Origin of the sequence: Campylobacter concisus (assembly GCF_015679985.1) — a bacterium.
GTDB lineage: Bacteria > Campylobacterota > Campylobacteria > Campylobacterales > Campylobacteraceae > Campylobacter_A > Campylobacter_A concisus_AC.
Window position 1 is genome coordinate 948469 of the sequence record NZ_CP049239.1, and the last position, 22274, is coordinate 970742.

Annotated in this window: 22 protein-coding genes; 2 read left to right on the forward strand and 20 right to left on the reverse strand. The window is 39.0% G+C overall.

Going from position 1 to position 22274, the window contains the following annotated elements:
* Positions 1–93: 93 nt before the first annotated feature.
* The 17 genes from G5B98_RS04795 to flgH form a co-directional block, all read right to left on the reverse strand.
* The gene (locus tag G5B98_RS04795) at positions 94–585 is read right to left on the reverse strand and encodes a hypothetical protein (protein ID WP_232525355.1); all 492 of its coding nucleotides are present in this window, start codon (positions 583–585) and stop codon (positions 94–96) included.
* A 351-nt stretch (positions 586–936) separates the two neighbouring features.
* Positions 937–1278 carry a hydrogenase maturation nickel metallochaperone HypA gene (gene hypA / locus G5B98_RS04800; protein ID WP_196086195.1) on the reverse strand — a complete coding sequence of 114 codons (342 nt, stop codon included), beginning with the start codon at positions 1276–1278 and terminating at the stop codon, positions 937–939.
* Positions 1278–2270 (reverse strand): hydrogenase expression/formation protein HypE, encoded by a 993-nt coding sequence (gene hypE, locus G5B98_RS04805; RefSeq protein ID WP_196086196.1) that lies wholly within the window; start codon positions 2268–2270, stop codon positions 1278–1280. The genes hypA and hypE overlap by 1 nt, the downstream gene beginning before the upstream one ends.
* Before the next feature lie 8 nt (positions 2271–2278).
* Positions 2279–3367 carry a hydrogenase formation protein HypD gene (gene hypD / locus G5B98_RS04810; protein ID WP_196086197.1) on the reverse strand — a complete coding sequence of 363 codons (1089 nt, stop codon included), beginning with the start codon at positions 3365–3367 and terminating at the stop codon, positions 2279–2281.
* Positions 3367–3606, reverse strand: a complete 240-nt coding sequence (locus tag G5B98_RS04815; protein WP_009293878.1) for a HypC/HybG/HupF family hydrogenase formation chaperone — start codon at positions 3604–3606, stop codon at positions 3367–3369. Before G5B98_RS04815 ends, hypD begins: the two co-directional genes overlap by 1 nt.
* Positions 3606–4418, reverse strand: coding sequence for a hydrogenase nickel incorporation protein HypB (gene hypB, locus G5B98_RS04820; protein WP_196086198.1), 813 nt, complete (start codon positions 4416–4418; stop codon positions 3606–3608). Before hypB ends, G5B98_RS04815 begins: the two co-directional genes overlap by 1 nt.
* Before the next feature lie 170 nt (positions 4419–4588).
* Positions 4589–5194, reverse strand: coding sequence for a GDYXXLXY domain-containing protein (locus G5B98_RS04825; protein ID WP_196086199.1), 606 nt, complete (start codon positions 5192–5194; stop codon positions 4589–4591).
* Positions 5191–6450, reverse strand: a complete 1260-nt coding sequence (locus G5B98_RS04830) for a DUF2157 domain-containing protein (protein WP_196086200.1) — start codon at positions 6448–6450, stop codon at positions 5191–5193. The genes G5B98_RS04825 and G5B98_RS04830 overlap by 4 nt, the downstream gene beginning before the upstream one ends.
* Before the next feature lie 86 nt (positions 6451–6536).
* Complete coding sequence (locus G5B98_RS04835) at positions 6537–6902, reverse strand: Na+/H+ antiporter NhaA (RefSeq protein WP_196086201.1); 366 nt, start codon at positions 6900–6902, stop codon at positions 6537–6539.
* Between the two features lie 16 nt (positions 6903–6918).
* Complete coding sequence (gene nikR, locus G5B98_RS04840) at positions 6919–7332, reverse strand: nickel-responsive transcriptional regulator NikR (protein ID WP_103559622.1); 414 nt, start codon at positions 7330–7332, stop codon at positions 6919–6921.
* A 45-nt stretch (positions 7333–7377) separates the two neighbouring features.
* A complete protein-coding gene (hypF, locus tag G5B98_RS04845) occupies positions 7378–9603 on the reverse strand; it encodes a carbamoyltransferase HypF (RefSeq protein WP_196086202.1) in 2226 nt (741 codons plus the stop codon).
* Positions 9587–11059, reverse strand: coding sequence for a hypothetical protein (locus tag G5B98_RS04850; RefSeq protein ID WP_196086203.1), 1473 nt, complete (start codon positions 11057–11059; stop codon positions 9587–9589). Before G5B98_RS04850 ends, hypF begins: the two co-directional genes overlap by 17 nt.
* Positions 11056–11598, reverse strand: a complete 543-nt coding sequence (locus tag G5B98_RS04855) for a HyaD/HybD family hydrogenase maturation endopeptidase (RefSeq protein WP_103588662.1) — start codon at positions 11596–11598, stop codon at positions 11056–11058. Before G5B98_RS04855 ends, G5B98_RS04850 begins: the two co-directional genes overlap by 4 nt.
* Complete coding sequence (cybH, locus tag G5B98_RS04860; protein WP_021091370.1) at positions 11598–12278, reverse strand: Ni/Fe-hydrogenase, b-type cytochrome subunit; 681 nt, start codon at positions 12276–12278, stop codon at positions 11598–11600. The genes G5B98_RS04855 and cybH overlap by 1 nt, the downstream gene beginning before the upstream one ends.
* 9 nt (positions 12279–12287) lie before the next feature.
* Positions 12288–14006, reverse strand: coding sequence for a nickel-dependent hydrogenase large subunit (locus tag G5B98_RS04865; RefSeq protein ID WP_196086204.1), 1719 nt, complete (start codon positions 14004–14006; stop codon positions 12288–12290).
* Between the two features lie 9 nt (positions 14007–14015).
* Positions 14016–15161, reverse strand: a complete 1146-nt coding sequence (locus G5B98_RS04870; protein WP_196086205.1) for a hydrogenase small subunit — start codon at positions 15159–15161, stop codon at positions 14016–14018.
* Positions 15162–15506: 345 nt separating this feature from the next.
* Positions 15507–16214 carry a flagellar basal body L-ring protein FlgH gene (gene flgH, locus G5B98_RS04875; protein WP_021091364.1) on the reverse strand — a complete coding sequence of 236 codons (708 nt, stop codon included), beginning with the start codon at positions 16212–16214 and terminating at the stop codon, positions 15507–15509.
* Positions 16215–16282: 68 nt separating this feature from the next.
* On the opposite strand from flgH, the gene pta reads away from it, so the two are divergent.
* Together pta and G5B98_RS04885 are read left to right on the forward strand one after the other, a co-directional pair.
* A complete protein-coding gene (gene pta / locus G5B98_RS04880; RefSeq protein WP_196086206.1) occupies positions 16283–17650 on the forward strand; it encodes a phosphate acetyltransferase in 1368 nt (455 codons plus the stop codon).
* Between the two features lies 1 nt (position 17651).
* Entirely contained in the window at positions 17652–18848 is a 1197-nt protein-coding gene (locus G5B98_RS04885; protein ID WP_196086207.1) for an acetate kinase, read from the forward strand.
* A gap of 146 nt (positions 18849–18994) precedes the next feature.
* Here G5B98_RS04885 and lpxD read toward each other — a convergent pair whose 3' ends face one another.
* Genes lpxD through G5B98_RS04900 form a run of 3 tightly spaced genes read right to left on the reverse strand, consistent with a single transcriptional unit; the run spans position 18995 to position 22106 of the window.
* Complete coding sequence (lpxD, locus tag G5B98_RS04890) at positions 18995–19948, reverse strand: UDP-3-O-(3-hydroxymyristoyl)glucosamine N-acyltransferase (protein ID WP_196086208.1); 954 nt, start codon at positions 19946–19948, stop codon at positions 18995–18997.
* Entirely contained in the window at positions 19948–20409 is a 462-nt protein-coding gene (gene ilvN, locus G5B98_RS04895; protein ID WP_223154493.1) for an acetolactate synthase small subunit, read from the reverse strand. Before ilvN ends, lpxD begins: the two co-directional genes overlap by 1 nt.
* 2 nt (positions 20410–20411) lie before the next feature.
* On the reverse strand, positions 20412–22106 hold the full coding sequence (locus G5B98_RS04900) for an acetolactate synthase large subunit (RefSeq protein WP_232524627.1): 1695 nt from the start codon (positions 22104–22106) through the stop codon (positions 20412–20414).
* Positions 22107–22274: the final 168 nt, after the last annotated feature.

Sequence of the window (22274 nt, forward strand, 5' to 3'; positions counted from 1 at the left end):
ATAATTTTTAGATCACCATGAGTTATTTAAAATTTAATATAAACTTTAATAAAAAAGTATTTTATTAAAGTTTATTTGGTGCTTTAGATAACGTTATTTTAATCTTTTTGATAAAAATTTAATGATTTGAAATTTCTCATTTGAAAGTTTTTTTGTAATTATTACTGTTAAATCATAATCTTTTAAAACAAAGAAAACTGTATAAGTATCATTATTTTGCATATACCAAACCCAAAATTGGCTATTAAAACCATAATAAGGAAGCTTATCATTAAACATTATTCCGCCTAATTCATTTAATGCAAGTTTGCTTCCTTGAAAATCTATAAAATCATAATTTTTTTCAAGTTGCGCAGGGCTAAAAAACTTGGGATCAAATATTCTGCCTATGATATTCTTGCGAAATATAAATTCTGGTTGATTATTGCTATCTTTTACAATTTGATTAAATTCTTTTGTTTTTAAAAAAATAAAAGGACAAAAAATAAAAATTAAAATAAGAAAGAATATAGCTTGATGCTTTTGAGTATCATTGAACAAATCAAAAATTTTTTCATGAAAAACAAATATAACGACAATAATCATAATAGCAATAATCGTATCTCTGTTTAATTCAGTACTCAAAAAAATCAAACAGCAAATGCTAAAAAACAAGATAACAAAAAATTTAATACGGATTTATTTCCAAGCGTGTATATTAGAAGGAAAAAGCCTGATATTATTACACTAATATACATTAATTGATTAAAAGACAAAAAATATTTTACATCACATATATCAAAACCAAAATTGATGATCTCAATAATATCTCTTATAATAAGGTAAATAAATAAAAAAGCAAAAAAAGATGAAATATTTTTAAAAGACTCTGTAATATTTTTTAAAAATTCAATATTTATACGGCCTCTATTATAAAAACAAAAATCTCATAAAAATTTACTTCATCTCAAGGCGCATCAGATACATATCCTCGCCGTCAGTTACCTTTAAATTTTGGCTCTTGCACTTTGGACAGGTGAAGTCATTTTCGCTAAGCTCACCGCCAAATCCGCAATCCAAACACTCTACAACAATGCCTTGTAAATTTATGACAAGCTCAGCGTTTTCACAGATCGTACCAGTCTTATAAACGTCAAATGCACTCTGCAAATAATGAGGCTCCACTCCGCTTAAACGGCCAACCTTTATCTCGATCTTGCTTATCTCTTTTGTGTTTTCTTTGGCGGCATTTTTCTCGCAAAGGCTAACTAAATTTTGAACGATACTAAGCTCGTGCATTAGCAGATCCTTGGTAGTAACTCGCCCTTTGGTGGCTCGAGGAATCTTCTTGATTTATAGGCGTTTTCGATGATGACACGCTCGTTTTTTGCTTCCATTACTTCGCCTATTATCATCGCGTTTTGATCAAATTCTCTTAAAATTTTAAGCGCGTCCTCAGCCTGGCTCTCATCAACTGCCATCACAAAAGTGCCCTCATTTGCAAGTTCATAAGGCTCAAATCCAAATAGCTCACAAATGCCCATCACTTCGTCTGCGACCTTGATATTTTCTTCAAAGACTAAGATGTCAAATTTGTTAAATTTAGTCCACTCGTTTAGCACTGCGCTTAGTCCGCCCCTGGTCGCATCACGCATGGTTTGCGGTTTTATGCCAGAGCTAAGTAGCTTTAAAGCAACCTCTTTTAAGCTCTTGCAGTCACTTTTTAGATCAAGCCCAAGTTCAAATTCTTCTCTTGCTGCTAGCACCACGCCGCCGTGTCTGCCAACATCTCCAGAGATTAAAATTTTAGCCCCTGCCTTTAAATTTTTAAGCTCCACACCCTCGCAAACTATCTCGCCGATGCCTGCTGTGTTTATAAAAATTTTATCGCATTTGCCCTTTGGCACGACCTTCGTATCGCCGCAAACCACGCTTACACCGCTCTCTTTGCAAGTTTTAGCAAGCGAGCCAAGCACGCGCTCAAGCTCTTCTATACTAAGCCCTTCTTCGATGATGAGAGAGCAGCTTAGGTATTTAGCGCTTGCACCAACCATCGCTAGGTCGTTTATCGTGCCGCAAGCCGCGATCTTACCGATGTCGCCACCGTTAAAAAAAATGGGAGTTACCACAAAGCTATCGGAGCTAAAAGCGATCTTGCCGTTTAAATTTAATATCGCTGAGTCGTTACTCTGTCTTAAAATTTCGTTATCAAAAATTTTAAATATCGTCTCGTTTATAAGCGAGTTCATCTCCTCGCCGCCGCCGCCGTGACTTAGCATTATCTTTTTCATTAAATTCCTTAACCAACTCTTGCGTATTTAAAATATGCCGCACAAGCGCCCTCGCTTGAGACCATGCACGATCCTATCGGATTTTGCGGGTTGCAGACCTTGCCAAAGACTTTGCACTCTGTCGGTTTTGCTAACCCTCTTAAAATTTGCCCACAAATGCATGCCTTGCTCTCGCTAGCACTCTCTACACTGCAGTCAAACTGCACTCCGGCGTCAAGGTAGGCAAATTCATCTTTTAGCTTCATGCCACTTTGCGCTATCTCGCCAAGGCCTCTCCAGACAAAGTCGCACGGCTCAAAGTATTTAGCTATGAGCTCTTTTGCCTTGACGTTGCCCTCTTCTTTAACCGCCCTTGCGTACTCGTTATAGACTTCATAAGTGCCTGCGTTTTGCTGACGGACTAAATTTAGCACACTTGCCATGATGTCAAGCGGCTCAAAACCGCTAATGGCGATAGGTCTTTTAAATTCGCTCGCTAACTCTTTGTAAATTTTGCTACCCGTGATGACGCTCACGTGGCTTGGGCCCAAAAATGCGTCTATCCTCACGTTTTCGTCGCTCATTATAGCTCTAACTGGAGCTGGGACGGTTACGTGATTTATATGAAAATATAAATTTTTAATGCCCTCTTGCACCACTTTTTCAACTAAATTTGCGCTCATCGGAGTCGTCGTCTCAAAGCCAATGGCAAAAAATATGACCTTTTTGTCTGGATTTTGCTTAGCGATATTTAGCGCATCAAGTGGCGTGTAAAGCGCCCTTATGTCGTGCCCCTCGCCGCGAAGCTTTTGCAAGCTTGTCTTTGAGCCAGGCACTCTTAGCATATCAGCTAGCGTACAAAAGATCACATTCTCCATGCTAGCAAGCTTACAGGCTTCGTCTATGCGGCTCTTTGGCATCACACAGACCGGACAGCCTGGGCCATGGACGAAATTTATATGCTCTCCAACTAAGTTTGGCAGTGCAAATTTCATAATGCTATGCGTGTGACCACCGCAAATTTCCATGATATTTAGGGGCTTTGTGCTCTCTTTTTGTATGAGTTTTGAAAGGGCTAGGATTAAATTTTTATCGCGAAAGCCATTTATAAGATCCATCAAATTTTCCCCGCGTCCATATCCTCGGCGATCTTTTGATAGACCTCCAAGCTCTCAAGCGCAAACTGCGTATCGATCTTTTGCATAGCGTAACCTACGTGAATTAGCACATATTCGCCAACTTTTACCTCTTCAGAGATGAGATCTAGGCTTACCTTTCTAGTAACACCCAAGGTCTCGACAGTAGCAACGTTATTTTCATCTATTTCTATTACTTTTGAAGGGATTGAGAGGCACATTATCTTAGCTCTTTTTTAAATTCCAAATAACTTATCCATTTATCGATACCTTCGCCTGTTTTGCTATCTATCACAAAGATATCAACCTTTGGATTTAGTTTTCTAGCGTCGTTTTTCACGCGCTCGATATCAAAGTCAAAATGCGGTGCAAGCGAAGCTTTTGTGATGAGAAGCACATCAGCAGCCCTAAACATCACTGGATATTTGCTCACCTTGTCATCGCCCTCTGGCACTGAAAGAAGCACAGCGTTAAAATGTGAGCCAACATCGTAGCTTGCAGGACAGACTAAATTTCCAACATTTTCTATAAAGACTAGATCGAGATCGTTTAGCGGCAAATGATGAAGCCCTTCATGCACCATAAATGCGTCCAAGTGACAGGTCTGACCTGTGCTTATCTGATGAGCCTTTGCGCCAGCTTTTACTATGCGATCAGCATCTTGATTTGTCTCCAAATCGCCCTCAACAACACCTACTTTAAACTTACTAGACTTTATCGTAGCCTCTAAAAGCGTCGTCTTACCAGCACCTGGGCTACTCATTAAATTTACGCAAAGTATCTTTTTCTCATCAAGATGGGCTCTGTTGTGAGCGGCCTCTTTGTCATTTTCAGAGAGAATTTTCTCTATCACATCTATGGTTTTGCTCTCGTTTAGCACAGGGTGTGCGTGAGCCTCGTGGCTATGTTCGTGCGCGTCATGAGCGTGATCTGTATGCCCATCATGAGTGTGCGAGTGCGAGTGAGTAGTACCATCAGCATGAGTGTGAACGTGGGCGTGATTACCCATTGAACAACCGCAATCTTTACACATTTTTTCATCCTTTTTTATTAATTTATGGAGATTTTAACTCTTAAATTTAAAAATAAAATTAAAATTTAGGAGTTTTTGCAAATAGATCAAAATTAATTAATTTATTTAAATTTTTATTTAAATTTAAAAATATAAATGAAATTTGCAAAAGAATTTTGACTAAATTTACTTTACTCTTTTTGCCTAATCTCATCCAACTTATCAAAATTTTCATCACCAAGTAGTTTTTTACTATTTTTTTGGGCATTCTTTTGGATTATTAGATCCTTTAGTCTAGCTTTGCCATTATCCATTACCATCAAAACAGCATACGCTTCAACATCCTCTTCTCTCATTTCATCTTCAGTATTAGCTGCACTATCAGGCGACATATAAAAGTGCTCTATGCCGTATTTTACGAGCGAGTAGCCATCATATCTACCAGCTAAAAACACTCCATTCTCTGGCTTGCTTGCACTAAATTTAGCAAAGCCGTAAGTTCCATTAACATCTGGCTTTAAAATAGCATAAACTCTAGCCCCGTCTCTTACTCTATCATCGTATTGGTCGATATAGCGGTTATACTCATCATTTTCGTCAAAATTTCTTGAATGAAAATTTGAAAATTCATAGTTTAAATCAACATAGTTTCCACGAAAAAGATCTCTTGGGTCGTAAAGATTTACCCTTACTCTTGCCTCTTGCCCAAAATAAAGTGGCATAAGTGCGTAGCCAAGCATAATGCCAATAAGCAAAATTTGAAAAACTACAGCTACTATTAATACTTTTATCTTCATTTTTTACGTCCTTTTCTAGCGACAACTAGTACTATGAAAGCAAACACCATAAATAGCGCCGTAGCACCAATATAATCGCCTATGAGTTGGAAATACCTCGCGGCTGCAACCAAAAATATCATACAAAGACCAAGTTTTAACTCACCCTTTTTGATAAGAACCGCAGCTGTTATGATATTTGCGAGCGAAAAAAATATATTTGCGTAGCCAGGACCGTAGCTAAAGATAAATGGCAACGACACGAGCAGTGCCCCAAGCAGCAAACCACTCTTATTTTTTTCTTTAAAAAATAGTGCAAAATAAGCAACACTAAATAGGATAAAGACAAAGCCAAAATTGCTTTTAAAAAACGACTTCACAAACCAAAGCTCTTCATCTCCAACCTCAAATAAATTTCTTTCTTCAAATAAAAGCAGACAAAGCAACAACACAAAAACGCCAAAATTTTTACCAAATTCTTTCGTAAATGCGCCAAGCCCTACTCTAAATTTATCTAGTAGCGGCGAAATACTAATAAGTAAAAGTGCATAAGATAGCGATACGATCGCAACCATCGGAAGTCCAAACAAAAATCCATAATCAAATATCGCCCTAAAACCACTAATGTAGCCGCAAAATGAAATGATGTATATAAAAATATCTATAAAAAGCACAAAAGCAAGCCATTTTGAGTCGTCTTTGTAAAGCGTATATGCGCCAAGTACTATAAAAATGATAAAGCCAAAACCAAAGTCGCCCTGATAAGCTATCATAAAAAACCAAACTGTCGCAAAGATAAGGCTTTGGGCTACCAACACACCTTTTTTACTAGCAAAAGAAACCGCAAACGCTCCGATACTCCAAAGCAAGATACCGCCACTTGGCTCATCGCTAATGTTATAAATTTGAGCAATAAGAGCAATCGCCGCACCAAAGCAGAAATTTCCAAGAAAAAACATCGCCGTTGATAGATTTTCCTTTCCCTTTGCAAGATAGTAAATTCCACCAAAATTTACAAGCCCAAGTACAAACAACACAAGTGCTAAACGTCCTAGTCTTGGTATCTCTTCCCAGTTTGCACCAACGAGCGTAAAAAAGGCTAGCGCAAAAAAGAGATATGCTACGAGCTTTAGGACAAAACTTATCTTGTCACTATGGGCATCAGGGTCGATGTCGTATAAATTTGCTATTTTTATAGCGGTCTCTTTATCGACTATGCCGTCACTTTGCCACCGATCCAGCTCTTTTGTTAGAAAAATTCTATTTAAAAAGTTCATTATTCACACTCTCTTTTATAAGATATACAAAAACCAAATTTCTAGCCAGTGTCTTAAATGCCGTATTTATGTCCATTGACACTGCCTTAAAAAATATAATTGTGATTTAAAATATAAAAAAATACAGAAGCTAAAATGCTGCCGATAATAAAAATTTTTAGCAAGGTAGCTTGGGCCAGGCTCCTAAGCTTTGCTTTAAAAATTTCTCGCTTAAGTCTAAACCCAAGTAAAAAGAAAAAAACGGCCATCAAACTATCATTTACCAAAAGGATAAGGGGCTTTTGTATCGGCGATTTACCAAAATTTAGCCTTGTATCGATTTGTAAAAATGAGTTATAAAAACTGCTTAAAAAAACATTTTCAAAGATAAATGTCACTAAAGCAACAGCGATAAGAAAGATACCACCGCTAGCTTCACCTATAAAAAAATCCCAAAAATTCCTAAAACCCATAAAGACCCTTAAAAAACTAAAACCTAGGAATAGCTGCCCTTGTGAGTTTAGAAAATTTTACACCCTTTAAGCCGGCGATCCTTTCAGCAAAGCGTTCAATTTTGCCAGCCTCGCCTCTTATTGAAATCGTTTCTAAGCAGTTATGATGATCGACATGAACATGGTTTGTGCAGATGATTTTCACATCAGAGCTATGCTCTATATCCATCTTTTTATTCACCAAATCGTTGTGATGATGCATATAAATGAGCGTCAAAACCCCGATCAACTCCTCACTAGCGTCCTTCCAGCTATCACTTACGATCTTTTCACGGATCAAATCCCTTGTAAATTCACTCCTAGAAGCGTAGCCTTGTTCGCTAACTTTTCTATCTAGTTCGTCTAGTAATTGACTAGGCAAAGAAACACTAAAACGTATAACACTATCCATTTTTTGCTCCTTTCTTGTTTGATTACCGTTTATAATCATTATACATCACTTATTAGAAAATGTGGATAAATAATAATAAATTTGCCCTAAATTTACGTTAGAATCGTTACTACAGAATTTCTTATTGATATAAAATTTCAAATTTGCTTTAGTAAATTTTTTGTAAATAAGTTCAAGTAAAGTCTTATTTTGAAAAACTCCACCGCTTAGCAAAATTTCCATTTTTTCTTTTTTTGAAATTTCAAAAATAATATCAGCCAAGCCATTTATAAATGCCGTCGCAGCCACTCTTGGCTCATCTTTTAAAGCACTTTTAAAAGCTTCTTTAAAGCCTATAACTCCATTATCTAGACTAAATTTATAACACACATCTAAATTTTTATCATAAAGTGCTTCAAGCCTCATGCCACTCTCACCTTCAAAACTTGAGTGAAAAAGCCCACAAATAATCGCTCCAAATGCGTCAAATATCCTACCAACCGAGCTAGTCTTTATTAAGTTTAATCCTTTTTGCTCCATTTTTTTAAAATTTGCAAGCATTTTTTCATCAAAATTTACTAAAAATTTACCAGCTTCGTCCTCAAGAGAGTATTTTAAAATAATAGAATATGCGATTAGATAAATATTTTTGATGCTGTTTTCGCCCCCAAATAGGCTAAATTTATCAAAGTGATAAACGCGCTCAAAGCTCTTGCTATCTAGCCTAAAGACCTCGCTACCCCAAATTTTGCCATCTTCCCCGTATCCAGTGCCGTCAAAACAAAAGCCAAGGTACTTTTTATCTGCTAGATCGTTTTCAAAGATCACGCTTAGCAGATGCGCGTAGTGGTGCTGCAAATAAACTAGCTCAAAGCCCTGATCCTTCGCCCATTTTGTATTTAAAAAATTTGGATGCAGATCGGCTATAACTTTGTCTATTTTTAGATCATAAGTCGTTTCAAAAAGGGTAAAAATATCCTTAAATCTATCAAAAGTCGCTACGTTTTTTAGATCGCCGATATACGGGCTAATCATCAAAAGTCCGTCTTTGTATATACAAAATGAGCTTTTTAGCTCGGCTCCAAGGGCTAAAAATGTCCCTTTTTGCTTAAAATTTGTATGGATGAAATTTGGATTTAGCCCACGGCTTGTCCTTGTAAAAATCGTCTCATCACCAGCACAAAATGCGATACTATCGTCACTTGGCGAGTAAATTTCTCGGTCGTGATCAAGGTAAAAGTCTATGACGTCACCTAGCTTTTCTCTTAGCTCGCTATCGTCTTTTATCACAACTTCACCTGATATGTTTGCGCTAGTTGCAATGATGTCGTGCAAAAGATAGTCAAATAGCAAAAGATGTATGCCACTAAATGCAAGCATAACGCCAAGCTTGTTTAAATTTGGAGCGACACTTTTTGCGATATTTGAGCCATTTTTTGCTTCAAGCAAGACGATCGGCTTTAAATTTGAGCTAAGAAGCTTCGCCTCTGCTTCTGAAATTTGCGCTATTTTTCTAGCGTTTTGTAAATTTTTACTCATCAGAGCAAAGGGCTTGCTTGGGCGGTGCTTTCTGGCTCTTAGCTCGCAAACTGCAGCTTCATTTGTCGCGTCGCAAACTAGATGAAAGCCACCAAGCCCCTTAATGGCTAAAATTTTACCCTCGTTTATGAGCTTAGCCGCCTCTTTGGCTGCTTCGTTCTCGCTAGCCAAGACTTTACCAAATTTATCTTTTAGATAGAGTTTTGGTCCGCAGTTTGGGCAAGAGATCGGCTCTGCGTGGTAGCGGCGATTAAGCGGGTCTTTGTACTCGCTCTCACAAAATTTACACATCTTAAACTCGTTCATCGTCGTATTTACCCTGTCATAAGGCAATGCTTTGATGATGGAAAATCTCGGTCCGCAGTTGGTGCAGTTTATAAATGGGTATTTGTAGCGTGGATTTGCGGGGTCATAAAACTCGCGCAAACAGTCGTCACAAAGTGCGTAATCAGGCAAAATAGGCGCTTGCTTAGTTGCTGACTTTGAGGCGATGATCTCAAGCTTTTCATAAATTTTATCTATCTTAAATTTATGCAGTTCATCGATCCTAGCCAGGGCTGGCAGCTTCTCATAAAGCTCTTTTTCAAAAGCCAAAAAGCTAGCCTCTTCGCCGCTAAAATTTAGCTTCACACCCTCATCGTCATTGTAAATTTCACCAACTAGCTTAAGATTATGCGCTAAAGTATAGACAAAAGGTCTAAAGCCAACGCCTTGAACTAAGCCTTTGATCTCATATCTAAAGCTTGATCTCAACGCCAAATCCGGGGTCAAAATTTGTTTTTATATTTGGGTTTAGGTGCTTTTTTATCAAGTTGCTAACTACCTTATTATAAAATAAATCCCCGCTTAAAATAATATTTTTGATATTAAATTTATCTCGTTTTTCATAGCTAAAATCGCTCAAAAAATGTGCCAAAGACTCGGTGCAACCAAAGCTGATGTTCTTCTCTCCAGCACCAGCAAGGATGAATGAAATGATACTTTTTACAAACTTAACCCCGTCTAAACCAAAGTCATCTTTCATCTTATAATCGATCCTAACGCCCTTTTGACCGCTAAAATCAGCTGCCATAAGAAGCAAATTCTCCCCTGCTTTTTTAAAGTCATCACTTAAACCAAGCAAGCGTCCGGCTATGCAAAACAGCGAGAAAAAGCTAGCGTTTGAGCTAAATTTACCGCTTGGCAAGGTGTGCTCTTTACTGAAGTTTTCAAGTAGCCTTTCGCCGCCCTCCTCGGCTCTTATGAACTCATAAATTTCTTCAAAGCTACTAAATTTTGGCAAAAATAGAAGCTGCGTTTTGCTTGATTTTGAAAGCAGGCAAATTTCGTCATCACTAAATTTGCTAAATTTTAGTCCCAAAGCTATATCGCTTAAACTCTCAAGCTCAAATTTCTCATCTTTTGTATAGAAAAATGGGCTTAAAACTGCGCTGTTTTCAAGCAAAGCAAGCCTTGAAAGAGCGTTTTTTTGCTCCTTTACTTTAACGCTTAAAAAGCTAAAATTTTCTTTATTTAGCTGCTCGCAAATGGCGTAAAGAAAAAGATCATTTGGTGCCATCACGTCAAAAAATAGCGGTGCATCCTCGTGATTTTGCCTATAAATAGCTGTTGTCTTTAGTGCCAAAAGTGGCTTTTCAAAGCTAGCTAAAAATGTCAAAGCTCTATCATCGGCGATAAAAATTTTTGGTAGCTGCTTTAAATTTACAGGCATCAAGAAATTTACATCAAAATTTACGCCAAGAGAAATTTCATATAAATTTTTATCTTGCTCTACGCAAACGCCCTTGCCGTTTTTTAATAAATTTAGGCAAGCTTTGAGCTTTTCATTAAAATTACCAAGCGTTATCTCGCCCTCAAATTTACTCTCACATAGCACGCCACTTTCATTTAAAATAGCCTTTTCACTAGCCAAAAAGGCACTCGCTTGAGTTGGAGTTAAGCCACTAAATTTTATCTCACTTATCTTGCTATCTTCATCAAGCTCACTTGCAGCCAAGACCTCACTGTGCTTTATAAAAAGACTAAAAGGCAAGAGTGCGCTTGCTTTATTTGCCACGCTCTCAAGCTCACTGGCATTACCACTTACCTTTAGACAAATTTCATCATCTTTGCACTTTAGACTATGAGCTAGATCGCCAGCAAGCAAGCGTAAAAATGGCACCAGAAACGAAGCGTTCTTGTGGCAAGTAAATTTAAAAGCAAGTATCATTTTAAACCTTTTTTAGCGTATTCATCAACTATATCATTTAGGGTAAAATTTGCCACCTTTTCGCACTTAAAATCAAGCTCTTTTAAGTGATCAAGCAGCGTTTTTTCTAGGATGTTAGAAGCTTTTATCACTTCATCTGAGAGGCTAAAATTTGATGATTCTATGCGGCTAGGCACGATGCCTAAGATTTTGGTTGTCGGCCTGTCGCCTGCAAGCTCCATTAGATGAAGGGTTTGAAGCATCTCGATCTCGTGAGCCGAGCCGTCCCAACTGATAAAATTTGGCACGTTTAGAAAGTCGAAAAAATAAACATCGCCCACGCTTGCGCCATTTGCGCTAATGCAATCAACGACGATAAGATAGTCAAATTCGCTTATTATGTGAGTTAGAGCGAGGGCTAAAGTGCCCCCGTCCATTAGAGTAAGCTCGTTTTTAGAACTTGTAAAGTTATAGTTTTTAGCCATCAAATTTACAAAATGAACACCTATGCCCTCATCGGCAAACATCACGTTGCCGATACCAAGAACCAGCACTCTCATCAGTGTTCTTTTACAAATTTATAGCCACTAACGATAGCGTCCATTGCTCCATTTTTGCCTTTAACAGCGTTAAATACCGCCATATAAACATGAATAGGCACAAAAATCATAATGACCCACATACAAATTCTATGTATCGTTCTAACATTTGCTAGTCCGCCCATAAGCTCTTCAAAAAACCTAGCTGGCTCATAAAGCGCTCCGCCAAGTCCCTCATGATAAACATGAACATAAAGCACAAGACCGCTTAGGCAAATAAGAGTCAAAATAAGATAAAAGAAAAAGTATGAGGCAAACTGCAAAGGATTATAAACGCCCCTTAAATGCGGATGTGGCCCCATAAAAAGATAGTATTTGATCTGTGCGATCCAAATTTTTGGATTTAGAAAATCAACCACACTCATCCACTCTTTTTTGCTGTGTTTATCAAAGACAAATAGATAAAATTTAAAGATAAACGCTGCTATTAGCACAAAACCAGCGATCTGGTGAGCCATACGCCACTTTGCTTGCATAAAATTTGTAGGCTCGCTCGTGATCTCTGGACTCACAAAAACGTACGAGATATAGTAGCCGCTCACAACTAAAAGTGTGATCGCTGCAAATCTAATCCAGTGTGTCAGCCTAACACCGATGGAGAATTCGTATTCGCTGATTCTATCAGCATTTTTATGTGACATATTCTCTCCTTACAAATTTGGATTTATCTTATAAGTACTCAAATCATTTCCCTTTGTATCCATAACATGCACAGCACACGCGATGCAAGGATCGTAAGAGTGAATTTTTCGTATTATCTCAAGTGGTTTTGAAAGATCAGCGATCTTTAAACCAACTAAGCACGCTTCGTAGCTTCCCATTTGATTTTGTGCGTCTTTTGGAGAGGCGTTCCAAGTGCTTGGCACGACTGCTTGCCAGTTTGTGATAACACCATCTTTTATGCGGCACCAGTGGCTAAGCGCACCTCTTGGAGCATTGCCTTGGAAATTTCCTTTGTACTCTTTTTTGTTATCGATTACATATTTTGTGCAAGTCTCTTGATCTGATTTTAAATTTTCGATCAAAGCATTAAATGCATCCATTGTATGCTCTGCTACTACTTTTGCCTCGAGCATACGAGTAGCGGTTCTGCCTAGAGTTGAGAAAACTGCACTTAATGGCAAGCCACTCTTTGCTAAAAATTCGTCAACTACTTTTTTAACTCTCTCGTTGCCTCTAGCATAGTTTATAACGATACTTGCTATTGGACCCACTTGCATAGGCAAGCCATCATATCTTGGTGCTTTGATCCAGCTATATTTGCCTTTTGTATCAAAAAGCTTACTATGAGCTAGTTTACCCTCGGCATCTATGCTCTCACCGTCAATAAGACCTGTGTAGTTTGCCTCAGTCTCGCCGTCATATGGATGAAGCGCTTTGTCGTTTTTATACCAAGACCTAGTAGCTTCTTCAGTGATTTTATTTTCATCAATATCATAAACCTTGTTAAGATCGCCATTTAAGATGTAGCCACCTTTAAATAGATGATCATTTTTGCCGATCAAAAACTCATCGTAGCAGAGTAAATTTGCCACACCAGCATCGTTTAGAACGCTTGGCTCGTTTGCATAAGCCTTAGCCGCCATCAAAATGTCTGGATAGTAAGCTCTATCGACAAATTCTTTGATCTCAGCAAATTTGCTCATATATTCGCCCATTCTAGCTGGATCCATAAGATCCATCACGCAAGTCACGCCGCCAACTGTTAGGCTTTGTGGATGTGGGTTTTTCGCGCCAAAGATCGCCATCATCTGAGCTGCTGTTCTTTGAATTCTAAGGCACTCTAAGTAGTGTGAGAGGACGATTAAATTTTGCTCTGGCGTAAATTTATATGTGCTATGTCCCCAGTATGCGTTGGCAAATGGTCCAAGATTGCCCTTTTTAACAAAGGCTTCAACCCTCTCTTTTACCTCTTTTAGCTTGTCAGCTCCCGTGGCAAACGGAAGATCAGTATATTTAAACGCCTCTTCGCTAGCTTTATGCACATCTGCGCTTAGTGCAGAGACCACATCTGCCCAGTCCATGCCGTGAAGTTGATAAAAGTGCACGATGTGATCATGAAGATATAAAGCTGCGTTCATAAGCGTTCTAGTTAGCTCTGCATTTAGTGGAGGCTTGATGCCAAGGGCATTTTCAACCGCGATGATGCCTGCTCGGTAGTGTGAATATGTGCAAACACCACAAATTCTTTGCATGAAAAAGCCAGCATCTCTTGGATCTCTACCTTTTACGATCTGCTCTAAACCACGCCAAAGAGTTGAGCCAGAATACGCCTCTTTTACAATATTATTTTCATCTACGACAACTTCTATTCTTAAGTGTCCCTCGATACGTGTTATAGGGTCTATTACTATTCTTTTTTCACTCATTTTTTCGCCTTATTCTTTATCTTTACTCATAGAAGCTATAACAGCGTGAGCTGCTATGCCAATGCCTGTAAGAGCTAAAATTCCAATGCCAACTTTATCGCTGACATTATCAGCTCCAAGACCCAAAACAGTATCAAAGAGTCTATCTGCCATAGGCTCTTCAAATGGTCCCATCGTATCCCAGAAGTCTGGCTCTGAGCAGCCTATACAGCCGTGACCTGCTTGAACTGGCCACGATGTGTGCTGGTTAAATCTCTCGCGTGAGCAGTTATTAAAAGTATATGGACCTTTGCAACCTACTTTATATAAGCAGTAGCCATTTTTTGCGCCTTCATCGCCGAAGTTTTGGACAAACTCGCCAGCGTCAAAGTGACCACGTCTTTCGCAAAGATCGTGAATTCTTAAGCCATAAGCCCATTTTGGCCTATTGTAAACATCAAGCGCTGGAAGTGTGCCAAAAAGTAAGAAGTGAAGCACGTTGCCAACGATATTTTTCTCACTTGGTGGACAGCCCGCAACATTAATAACTGGCTTATCAGTTACCTTTGAAAGTCCGACTGAATTTGATGGGTTTGGCCTTGCAGCTTGAATGCCACCAAAGCTAGAACAGGTGCCGATCGCAAAGATAGCAGCTGCGTCTTTTGAAGCATTTACAGCATGAGTTTTACCTGTTGTGCCATGAGGTCCAACAGTTAAGAAATTTTCAGTCGCACCAGTTGGAATACCTCCCTCAACTAGCAAAATGTATCTGCCTTTGTATTTTTCGATCGCGCTCTCTAAATTTTCTTCAGCCTGCCAACCAGAGGCTGCCATGATAGTTTCGTGATATTCAAGGCTTATGTAGTCAAATATAAGACTATCTATGCTTGGAGCATCGGTTCTTAGTAAGCTCTCACTACAGCCTGTGCATTCTGCCATATGAAGCCATATCACAGGAAGCCTATCGCTAAGCTCAGCAGCACGAGCAACCATCGGTGTCATCACACTTGGTAGAGCCATAAAAGCTGTCATCGCACCAGCCCACTTCATAAAATCACGCCTCGTAAAGCCCTTCTCTTTTAAAAGCTGCGCAATACTCGAGTCGCTTTTCATCTTAGGCAACGCACTAAGCTCACTTAAGCGTCTATCTATCTTTTGACGCAAGTCATTATTCATATAAGCTCCTTTGCTTGAAAATTTTACTTTTGTTAATAATATCTTTGTTTAAAGAAGTAAAAAATTATTTTATAAAATTAATATTTATAATTAAATAAATTTTAACTAAAAAATTTGAAATCCATTTTTTGCGATATATTTTTAAAATATAAAAAATAATATTTTGAGAAATTTGATTTTAATTTGATGAATTTTCAATATTTTAAGCATATTATTCTGAAAGTAAATATCAACTATAATTTTTAATGATTTTTAAAAATTTAGCATATTTAAGGCGAGAGAATTTTTTGAGATATAAATTTTTAAAAGCCCAAATTGATTAAATTTTAGGCTTTTAAAGTTGCATTAAAATGGCCAGATAGCTTCCATGAGCCTTGTGCCCCAAGGTTTTTTGGTAGATTTGTCTAGCTCACCCTCTGTTTTATATAAAATTTTAGCATCAGCTATATATTTTGAGTCGATTTCATTGTTTTGTGAGATGTCGTAAGGTCTGATAACGCCGCTTACTTGCATGATCTGCTTTTCGCCATTTATAAGTAGCTCGCGGCTACCCTCGATAAAGTAATTGCCGTTATTTAGTATTTTTATGATCCTGGCTGAAATGGTTGCAGTAAATTTCTCGCTTCTGTTGCTCGTGCCACTTCCTGTAAATTTATTGCCACCACCTGCTTTAAAGCCGATATCGCCGTATTTGTTTAGATTATCAGCCACAGTTGAAAGCGGTGCAGCCCCAGCTGTAAAAACACCGCCACCAAGCGAGATGGTGCTATCTTTGTTGGTACTTTTGCTACCAGTTGAAGTTTGGCTTGCATTTTCTGAGATGACGATAGTCACGATGTCATTTACATTCATCGCTTTTCTATCTGAAAATAGCGGATTTTCGCCCTTACCAAAGAGGCTGCCAGCGTTGCTTTGTCCGGTTCCACTATCTTTTGAAGGGAGTTGCTCGACATAAACTGGGGGTTTCATATTGATATGAGGATCAGCGCTTGGTGTGCAGCCAGTGCAAATAATGCCCGCAGATAAGACGAGCCAAATCGTTTTATGGTTCATAAAAAATGCCTTAAAATAAGTATCTTTGTGCTAAAATTAAGCAATTTAAGTTCCTAAAAAGGTCGCAAATGAAAAGTTGTTACGTTTTTATAGACAAAAATTTAGCACATCTGCAAGAAATTATAGCTACAAAATTCAAAAAAGTTGAGATTTTTAAGATAATCCCAAATGAAAACGATAAAAATAACTTAATAAATTCAAATGAAAAAGAATTTTTTCTAAAATTTATAGATAAATTTGAGGAGCTAAAAGCCAAAAGCGACTTTGTCATAGTTCTTGGCTGTGAGAGTTTTAGTGTCTTTGGCAAAAGCGAGCTAAATTTAAAGCTAGCAAGAAATTTAAACACGCCAGTTTTTGACAAAAATGCAAGCGAGCTAAAAGCGCTAAATCCAAACTCAAAGCTTCTAATCACCGATAAATTTGATGAAATTTTGAGCTACAAAGCTGACATCATCACACCATTTAAATTTCAAAGCTTGCTTCTAAAAAGGGCCAAAGCTGCAAACAAAACCGTTGTTTTACCAGAGAGTGACGATGAGAGAATTTTAAAAGCGGCTCATATCGTACTAGAAAAAGACGCAGCAAATATCATCTTGCTAGGACTTGAAAATGAAATTTCAAAAAAAGCGGCCGCTTTGGGGCTAAATTTAAGCAAAGCCAAAGTGATCAACCCAGAACAAAACGAGCTGACAGATGAGTTTGCAAAGAAAATTTATGAACTTAGAAAGCATAAAGGCGTGGACGAAGTCAAGGCAAACGCACTTGCTAAAGATAAAATTTACTTTGCTACGATGCTAATTCATGAAGGCTTAGCCGATGCCTTGGTAAGTGGCGCTACGATGAGCACGGCTGATACAATCCGCCCAGCCTTACAAATAATAAAAACGAAGCCAAATGTAAGCGTGGTAAGTGGGGCATTTTTCATGGCGCTTGAAGAAGAAATTTTGCTCTTTGCCGACTGCGCCGTCACGCCAAATCCAAGCACAGATGAGCTAGCTAGTATCACGCTAAGTAGTGCTCAAACAGCAAGTGCCTTTGGTCTTAACCCAAAGATCGCTATGCTGAGCTACTCTACGGCTGATAGTGGCAGTGGGGCTGATGTGGATTTTGTAAAAGAAGCTGCTAAAAAGGCGAGCGATCTTGATGCGAATTTAAAAATTGCAGCGCCCATTCAGTTTGACGCAGCCGTTGATCTAAGTGTGGCTAGCAAAAAGATGCCAAATTCCGATGTCGCAGGGGATGCAAATGTATTTATCTTTCCAAATTTAAACTGCGGAAACATCTGCTATAAAGCAGTTCAGCGAAGCGCAAACGCTCTAGCTGTGGGTCCGATACTTCAAGGGCTAAAAAAGCCAGTTAATGACCTAAGCCGCGGTTGCCTCGTTGAAGACGTGGTAAATACTATCTTAATCAGCGCCATACAAGCAGGAGAATAATATGAGAATTTTGGTTTTAAACTCGGGTAGTAGCTCAATAAAATTTCAACTTTTTGCAATGGATACCAAAACCAGTCTAGCAAGCGGTCTAGTCGAGCAAATCGGCAGCAATAGCTCAAGAGCGGTACTAAAAGCAAATGGCAAAACCTACGAGATAAAACGCTTCATAAAAGACCACCATGACGGACTTGAGGCGATGAACGAGCTCTTTGTTACATCACACACATTGCACGATCTAAGCGAGCTTGATGGTATCGGACACAGGATAGTTCACGGTGGCGAGAGCTTTTTTAGCTCGATGATCGTTGATGAGAGCGTCATCAAAAAGATCGAGGAGATAAGTCCGCTTGCCCCTCTTCACAATCCAGGGCACCTTGCTGGCATCAAAAATGCGATGAAAGAGAGCAAAAACGTACCTCACGTGGTCGTTTTTGACACGGTATTTCATCAAAGTATGCCAGAGTATGCCTACCGCTACGCCCTACCCTACGACGTTTGCAAGGCTCATCATATCAGAAAATACGGCTTTCACGGTACTTCGCATAGATACGTCTGCAAACAAGCGGCCAAAATGCTTGGCATAGAATTTGATAAATTTAACGCTATCTCGCTTCATCTAGGAAATGGCGCTTCAGCCTGTGCAGTACAAAATGGCAAAAGTATCGATACCTCAATGGGGCTTAGCCCACTTGAAGGACTCATAATGGGTACAAGAAGCGGCGATATGGACCCAGCTGTGGTCATCTACTTGCTAAATATCGGCGTTTTAAAATGGAACGAGATAGATAACTTTTTAAACAAAAAAAGCGGACTTTTTGGAATTTGTGGCTCAAGTGATATGAGAGAGGTTGTGGCTAAAATGCAAAATGATGAGCGAGCAAAGCTTGCATTTGAGATGTTTTGCTACCGAGTAAAAAAATATATTGGCTCATATTACGCCATTTTAGGACGCGTTGATGCACTTATATTTACTGGCGGTATCGGCGAAAATGCACCAAATACAAGGCAAAAAATTTGTGATGAACTAAAGCATCTTGGCATTCACATAAATCACGATCTAAATTTCCAAGACATGCGAGGCGAGAGATGTATAGACGGGGATGACGCTAAGATAAAAACGCTCATCATCCCAACAAACGAAGAGCTAGAAATCGCGATAGAAACGGCTAGAGTAATAAAAGAGAACAAAGCCAAATAAATAGATGTTTAAAATAAAATGATTAATTTGTGTTTTGCCAAACTCAACATATAAATTTTAAGTCTAGCTCGTTTTAAAATAGAATTAGCATTTTTAGGCTACGAGATAAAAAGCTTTTGCGATTTTAAGCTCGCAAAAGCTTGCAATCAATTTTTCTTAAAAAATCTCAAAATTTTTGCTTGGAGTTTAAACTGATCTGAAAGCTCCATTATTGGATAAGCTCCGGCGTATTTTTTGCCGCCAGGCAGGTCTTTGCTAACGCCTCCACGTGCAGCGATCTGCGCGAAGTCACCCACTTTTACATGACCAGCTGAGCCGCTTTGTCCGCCCATTACAACGTTTCTGCCTAGCACTGTTGAGCCAGCAAGGCCAGTTTGTGAGACGATTAGGCAGCCATTTCCAAGCTCACAGTTATGGCCTATTTGAACGAGATTGTCTATCTTTGTGTAGTTTGCGATCATCGTGCTTTCAAAAACACCACGATCTATCGTCGTGCAAGCGCCGATCTCGACAAAATCGCCTAAAACTACGTTGCCATTGTGATAAATTTTTACATGCTCGCCAGTTTTTGTATGTGCATAGCCAAAGCCGTCGCTGCCTATAACGCAGTTTGCCAGCAGATGACACTCGTTACCGATGACGCAGTCGTTATAAATGACCACGTTTGGGTGGATGATGCAGTTTTTGCCAATAGTCACATTATCGCCCAAAAATGCTCCAGCCATGACTATCGTATTTTCACCAATGCTCACATTTGAGCCTATGTAGACATTTGGCATTATCTTTGCACTCTTGGCGATATTTGATGGCTTTGGCTCGCAAAAAAGTGGCTTAGCATAATCTTTACTAAGCAAGGCAAATGCAAGGTGCGGGTTGTCACACACAAGTGCGACCATACCAGCTGGCACCAAGTCTAAAAGCGATTTTGTCACCAAGATGGCTCCAGCGTTTGAAGCGCTTATAAATTTTGCATTCTTCTCGCCATCGCAGTATGTTAGCTCAGCTTTATTTGCATTTTTTAAAGAATTTAAGGCAAAAATTTCTATATCTTCTCCACTAAAAGTAGCATTTACTTTTAAGGCTATTTCACTTAGTTTCATCATATATCCATTATCACAGATCCGCCACGTACGACGTCAACTGGGTTAAATTTCTTTATCGATTTTAAAAAGTTCTCTATCCTACTCGCATCGTCAGCCACCATGACAACGATGTAGTTTTCATTTGTATTTGTAACGATACCATTGTACGACTTTAGTATCGCCTCAAGACCGGCAAAATTTTCACCAAGCGGAATTTTTACGAGCGCCATCTCTTTTTCGACAAATTCGCCACTTTCTATGACTTTATACGTTGGTATGAGCTTGTGAAGCTGTTTTACGATCTGCTCTAAAACTCTCTCGTCACCACTAGTTACGATGCTCAGTCTTGAGAAGTTGCTCTCAGGTATTGGAGCAACGGTGAGCGTATCGATGTTGTAGCCCCTGCCTGCAAAAAGCCCAGAAATTCTAGCCAAAACGCCGTGTTCATTTAAAACTATAACCGAAATCGTTCTTCTGATACTCATTTTTCTTCCTTGCTCTTTAATATCATATTATAAATCGCAGCTCCAGCTGGAACCATAGGAAGCACATCCTCAAAGCGGTCGATCCTAACGTCGATCATCGCTGATTTCTTGCTATCGATCGCTTCTTTTAAAGCCTTTCTAAACTCATCCTTACTCTTGCAAACAAAGCCAACTCCGCCAAATCCTTCAGCGATCTTTACAAAATCAGGCTGCAAGCTAAGATCAGTCGATGAGTAGCGTTTTTCATAAAAAAATGTCTGCCACTGGCGCACCATGCCCAAGAAATTGTTATTTAAAATGATGTTTATAACGGGCATATTTATCTCATGAGCAGTCATTAACTCTTGGATATTCATAAGTATTGAGCCATCGCCTGTAAAATTTATAACAAGATTGTCTGGTTTTGCACATTTTGCGCCAATCGCTGCAGGGAGGCCAAATCCCATTGTGCCAAGTCCACCACTTGTGACAAGCTGTCTTGCTCTGTTAAACGGATAAAACTGCGCCACCCACATTTGGTGCTGACCGACATCTGTTGAGATTATCGCATCAGCTCCTGCTATCTTCGCGGTCTCTTCGATGACCCATTGCGGTTTTAAGAACTTGTCGCTATCTGTGTAGCCAAGTGGATTTAGTTTAGAATATCTATCTAAAATTTCTCTCCAAGGTGCGTAGTTTTCAGGCTTTGTATTGACTTCTTCGTAAAGCTCAGTTAGCACGTTTGTAAGATCGCCAACGATCGGATAGTGAGCGTTTATGATCTTTGAGATAGAGCTTGGATCGATGTCGATGTGGATTATCTTTGCATGTTTGGCAAACTCGTCCGTCCTGCCAGTAATCCTGTCACAAAACCTAGCTCCAAGTGATATAAGAAGGTCGCACTCGCTTAAAGCCATATTTGAAGCGTAGCTACCATGCATGCCTGCCATGCCTAAATTTAGCTCATCTTTTGCATCAAGCACACCAAGAGCCATCAGTGTCTCAACCGCTGGGATGCCAGTTTTTTGCATAAATTTACGGATAATATCACTAGCTCCAGATGCGATCGCACCACCACCGATGTATAGAAGCGGCCTTTTAGCTTCATTTATCGCAACTGCTGCTTTTTTTATCTGTTTTGAGTTACCCTTATAGGTCGGTTTGTAACTTGGAATAGAAATTTCTTTTGGATAGACAAAGTCACCAAGTCTTGATGTGATATTTTTTGGGATATCGATATGAACTGGTCCTGGACGGCCTGATCTTGCGATGTAAAAGGCCTCTTTTATGATACGAGGTAGCTCTTCAACGCTATTAACTAAAAAGTTATGCTTAACACAGGGGCGTGAAATGCCGACCGCATCGATCTCTTGAAAAGCATCTGTGCCGATCATAAATGTTGGTACTTGACCACTTATAAGCACGATTGGAATACTATCGCTATAAGCTGTTGCAAGGCCAGTGACAGCATTTGTAAAGCCAGGACCACTTGTCACAAAAGCAACGCCAACTTTACCACTAACTCTAGCGTATCCATCGGCCGCGTGAACGGCTGCTTGCTCGTGGCGAACCAAAACGTGTTTAAAATAAGTCTGCTTGTATGTTTCGTCGTAGATATTTAAAGCTGCACCGCCAGGATAGCCAAAAACTATCTCAACGCCCTCCTCGTGCAAGGCCTCGCTTATCATCTGTGAACCAGAAATCTGTTTTATCATCACTTTAGCCTTTTGATAAATTTATCGCAGATTATATCCCAAAGCATTTTAAATCCATTTTAACTTTCTAGCGAATTTTAGGTATCGCTTTGATTTTCTTGAAAAATTTTTAACTAGTTTAGAAGAATAATACAAAATATTTTACATAAAATTAAACATATTATT

Excerpts from the sequence above, each read along its gene's own strand:
- G5B98_RS04885 (WP_196086207.1), top strand. The coding sequence starts at position 17,652 with ATGAGAATTTTGGTTTTAAACTCGGGTAGTAGCTCAATAAAATTTCAA.
- G5B98_RS04850 (WP_196086203.1), bottom strand. The coding sequence starts at position 11,059 with ATGATACTTGCTTTTAAATTTACTTGCCACAAGAACGCTTCGTTTCTG.
- pta (WP_196086206.1), top strand. The coding sequence starts at position 16,283 with ATGAAAAGTTGTTACGTTTTTATAGACAAAAATTTAGCACATCTGCAA.
- G5B98_RS04815 (WP_009293878.1), bottom strand. The coding sequence starts at position 3,606 with ATGTGCCTCTCAATCCCTTCAAAAGTAATAGAAATAGATGAAAATAAC.
- hypE (WP_196086196.1), bottom strand. The coding sequence starts at position 2,270 with ATGAAAAAGATAATGCTAAGTCACGGCGGCGGCGGCGAGGAGATGAAC.
- G5B98_RS04855 (WP_103588662.1), bottom strand. The coding sequence starts at position 11,598 with ATGAGAGTGCTGGTTCTTGGTATCGGCAACGTGATGTTTGCCGATGAG.
- flgH (WP_021091364.1), bottom strand. The coding sequence starts at position 16,214 with ATGAACCATAAAACGATTTGGCTCGTCTTATCTGCGGGCATTATTTGC.
- hypA (WP_196086195.1), bottom strand. The coding sequence starts at position 1,278 with ATGCACGAGCTTAGTATCGTTCAAAATTTAGTTAGCCTTTGCGAGAAA.
- G5B98_RS04865 (WP_196086204.1), bottom strand. The coding sequence starts at position 14,006 with ATGAGTGAAAAAAGAATAGTAATAGACCCTATAACACGTATCGAGGGA.
- lpxD (WP_196086208.1), bottom strand. The coding sequence starts at position 19,948 with ATGAAACTAAGTGAAATAGCCTTAAAAGTAAATGCTACTTTTAGTGGA.
- hypB (WP_196086198.1), bottom strand. The coding sequence starts at position 4,418 with ATGTGTAAAGATTGCGGTTGTTCAATGGGTAATCACGCCCACGTTCAC.
- G5B98_RS04795 (WP_232525355.1), bottom strand. The coding sequence starts at position 585 with ATGATTATTGTCGTTATATTTGTTTTTCATGAAAAAATTTTTGATTTG.
- G5B98_RS04835 (WP_196086201.1), bottom strand. The coding sequence starts at position 6,902 with ATGGGTTTTAGGAATTTTTGGGATTTTTTTATAGGTGAAGCTAGCGGT.
- hypD (WP_196086197.1), bottom strand. The coding sequence starts at position 3,367 with ATGGATCTTATAAATGGCTTTCGCGATAAAAATTTAATCCTAGCCCTT.
- G5B98_RS04870 (WP_196086205.1), bottom strand. The coding sequence starts at position 15,161 with ATGAATAATGACTTGCGTCAAAAGATAGATAGACGCTTAAGTGAGCTT.
- cybH (WP_021091370.1), bottom strand. The coding sequence starts at position 12,278 with ATGTCACATAAAAATGCTGATAGAATCAGCGAATACGAATTCTCCATC.
- G5B98_RS04825 (WP_196086199.1), bottom strand. The coding sequence starts at position 5,194 with ATGAAGATAAAAGTATTAATAGTAGCTGTAGTTTTTCAAATTTTGCTT.
- nikR (WP_103559622.1), bottom strand. The coding sequence starts at position 7,332 with ATGGATAGTGTTATACGTTTTAGTGTTTCTTTGCCTAGTCAATTACTA.
- G5B98_RS04830 (WP_196086200.1), bottom strand. The coding sequence starts at position 6,450 with ATGAACTTTTTAAATAGAATTTTTCTAACAAAAGAGCTGGATCGGTGG.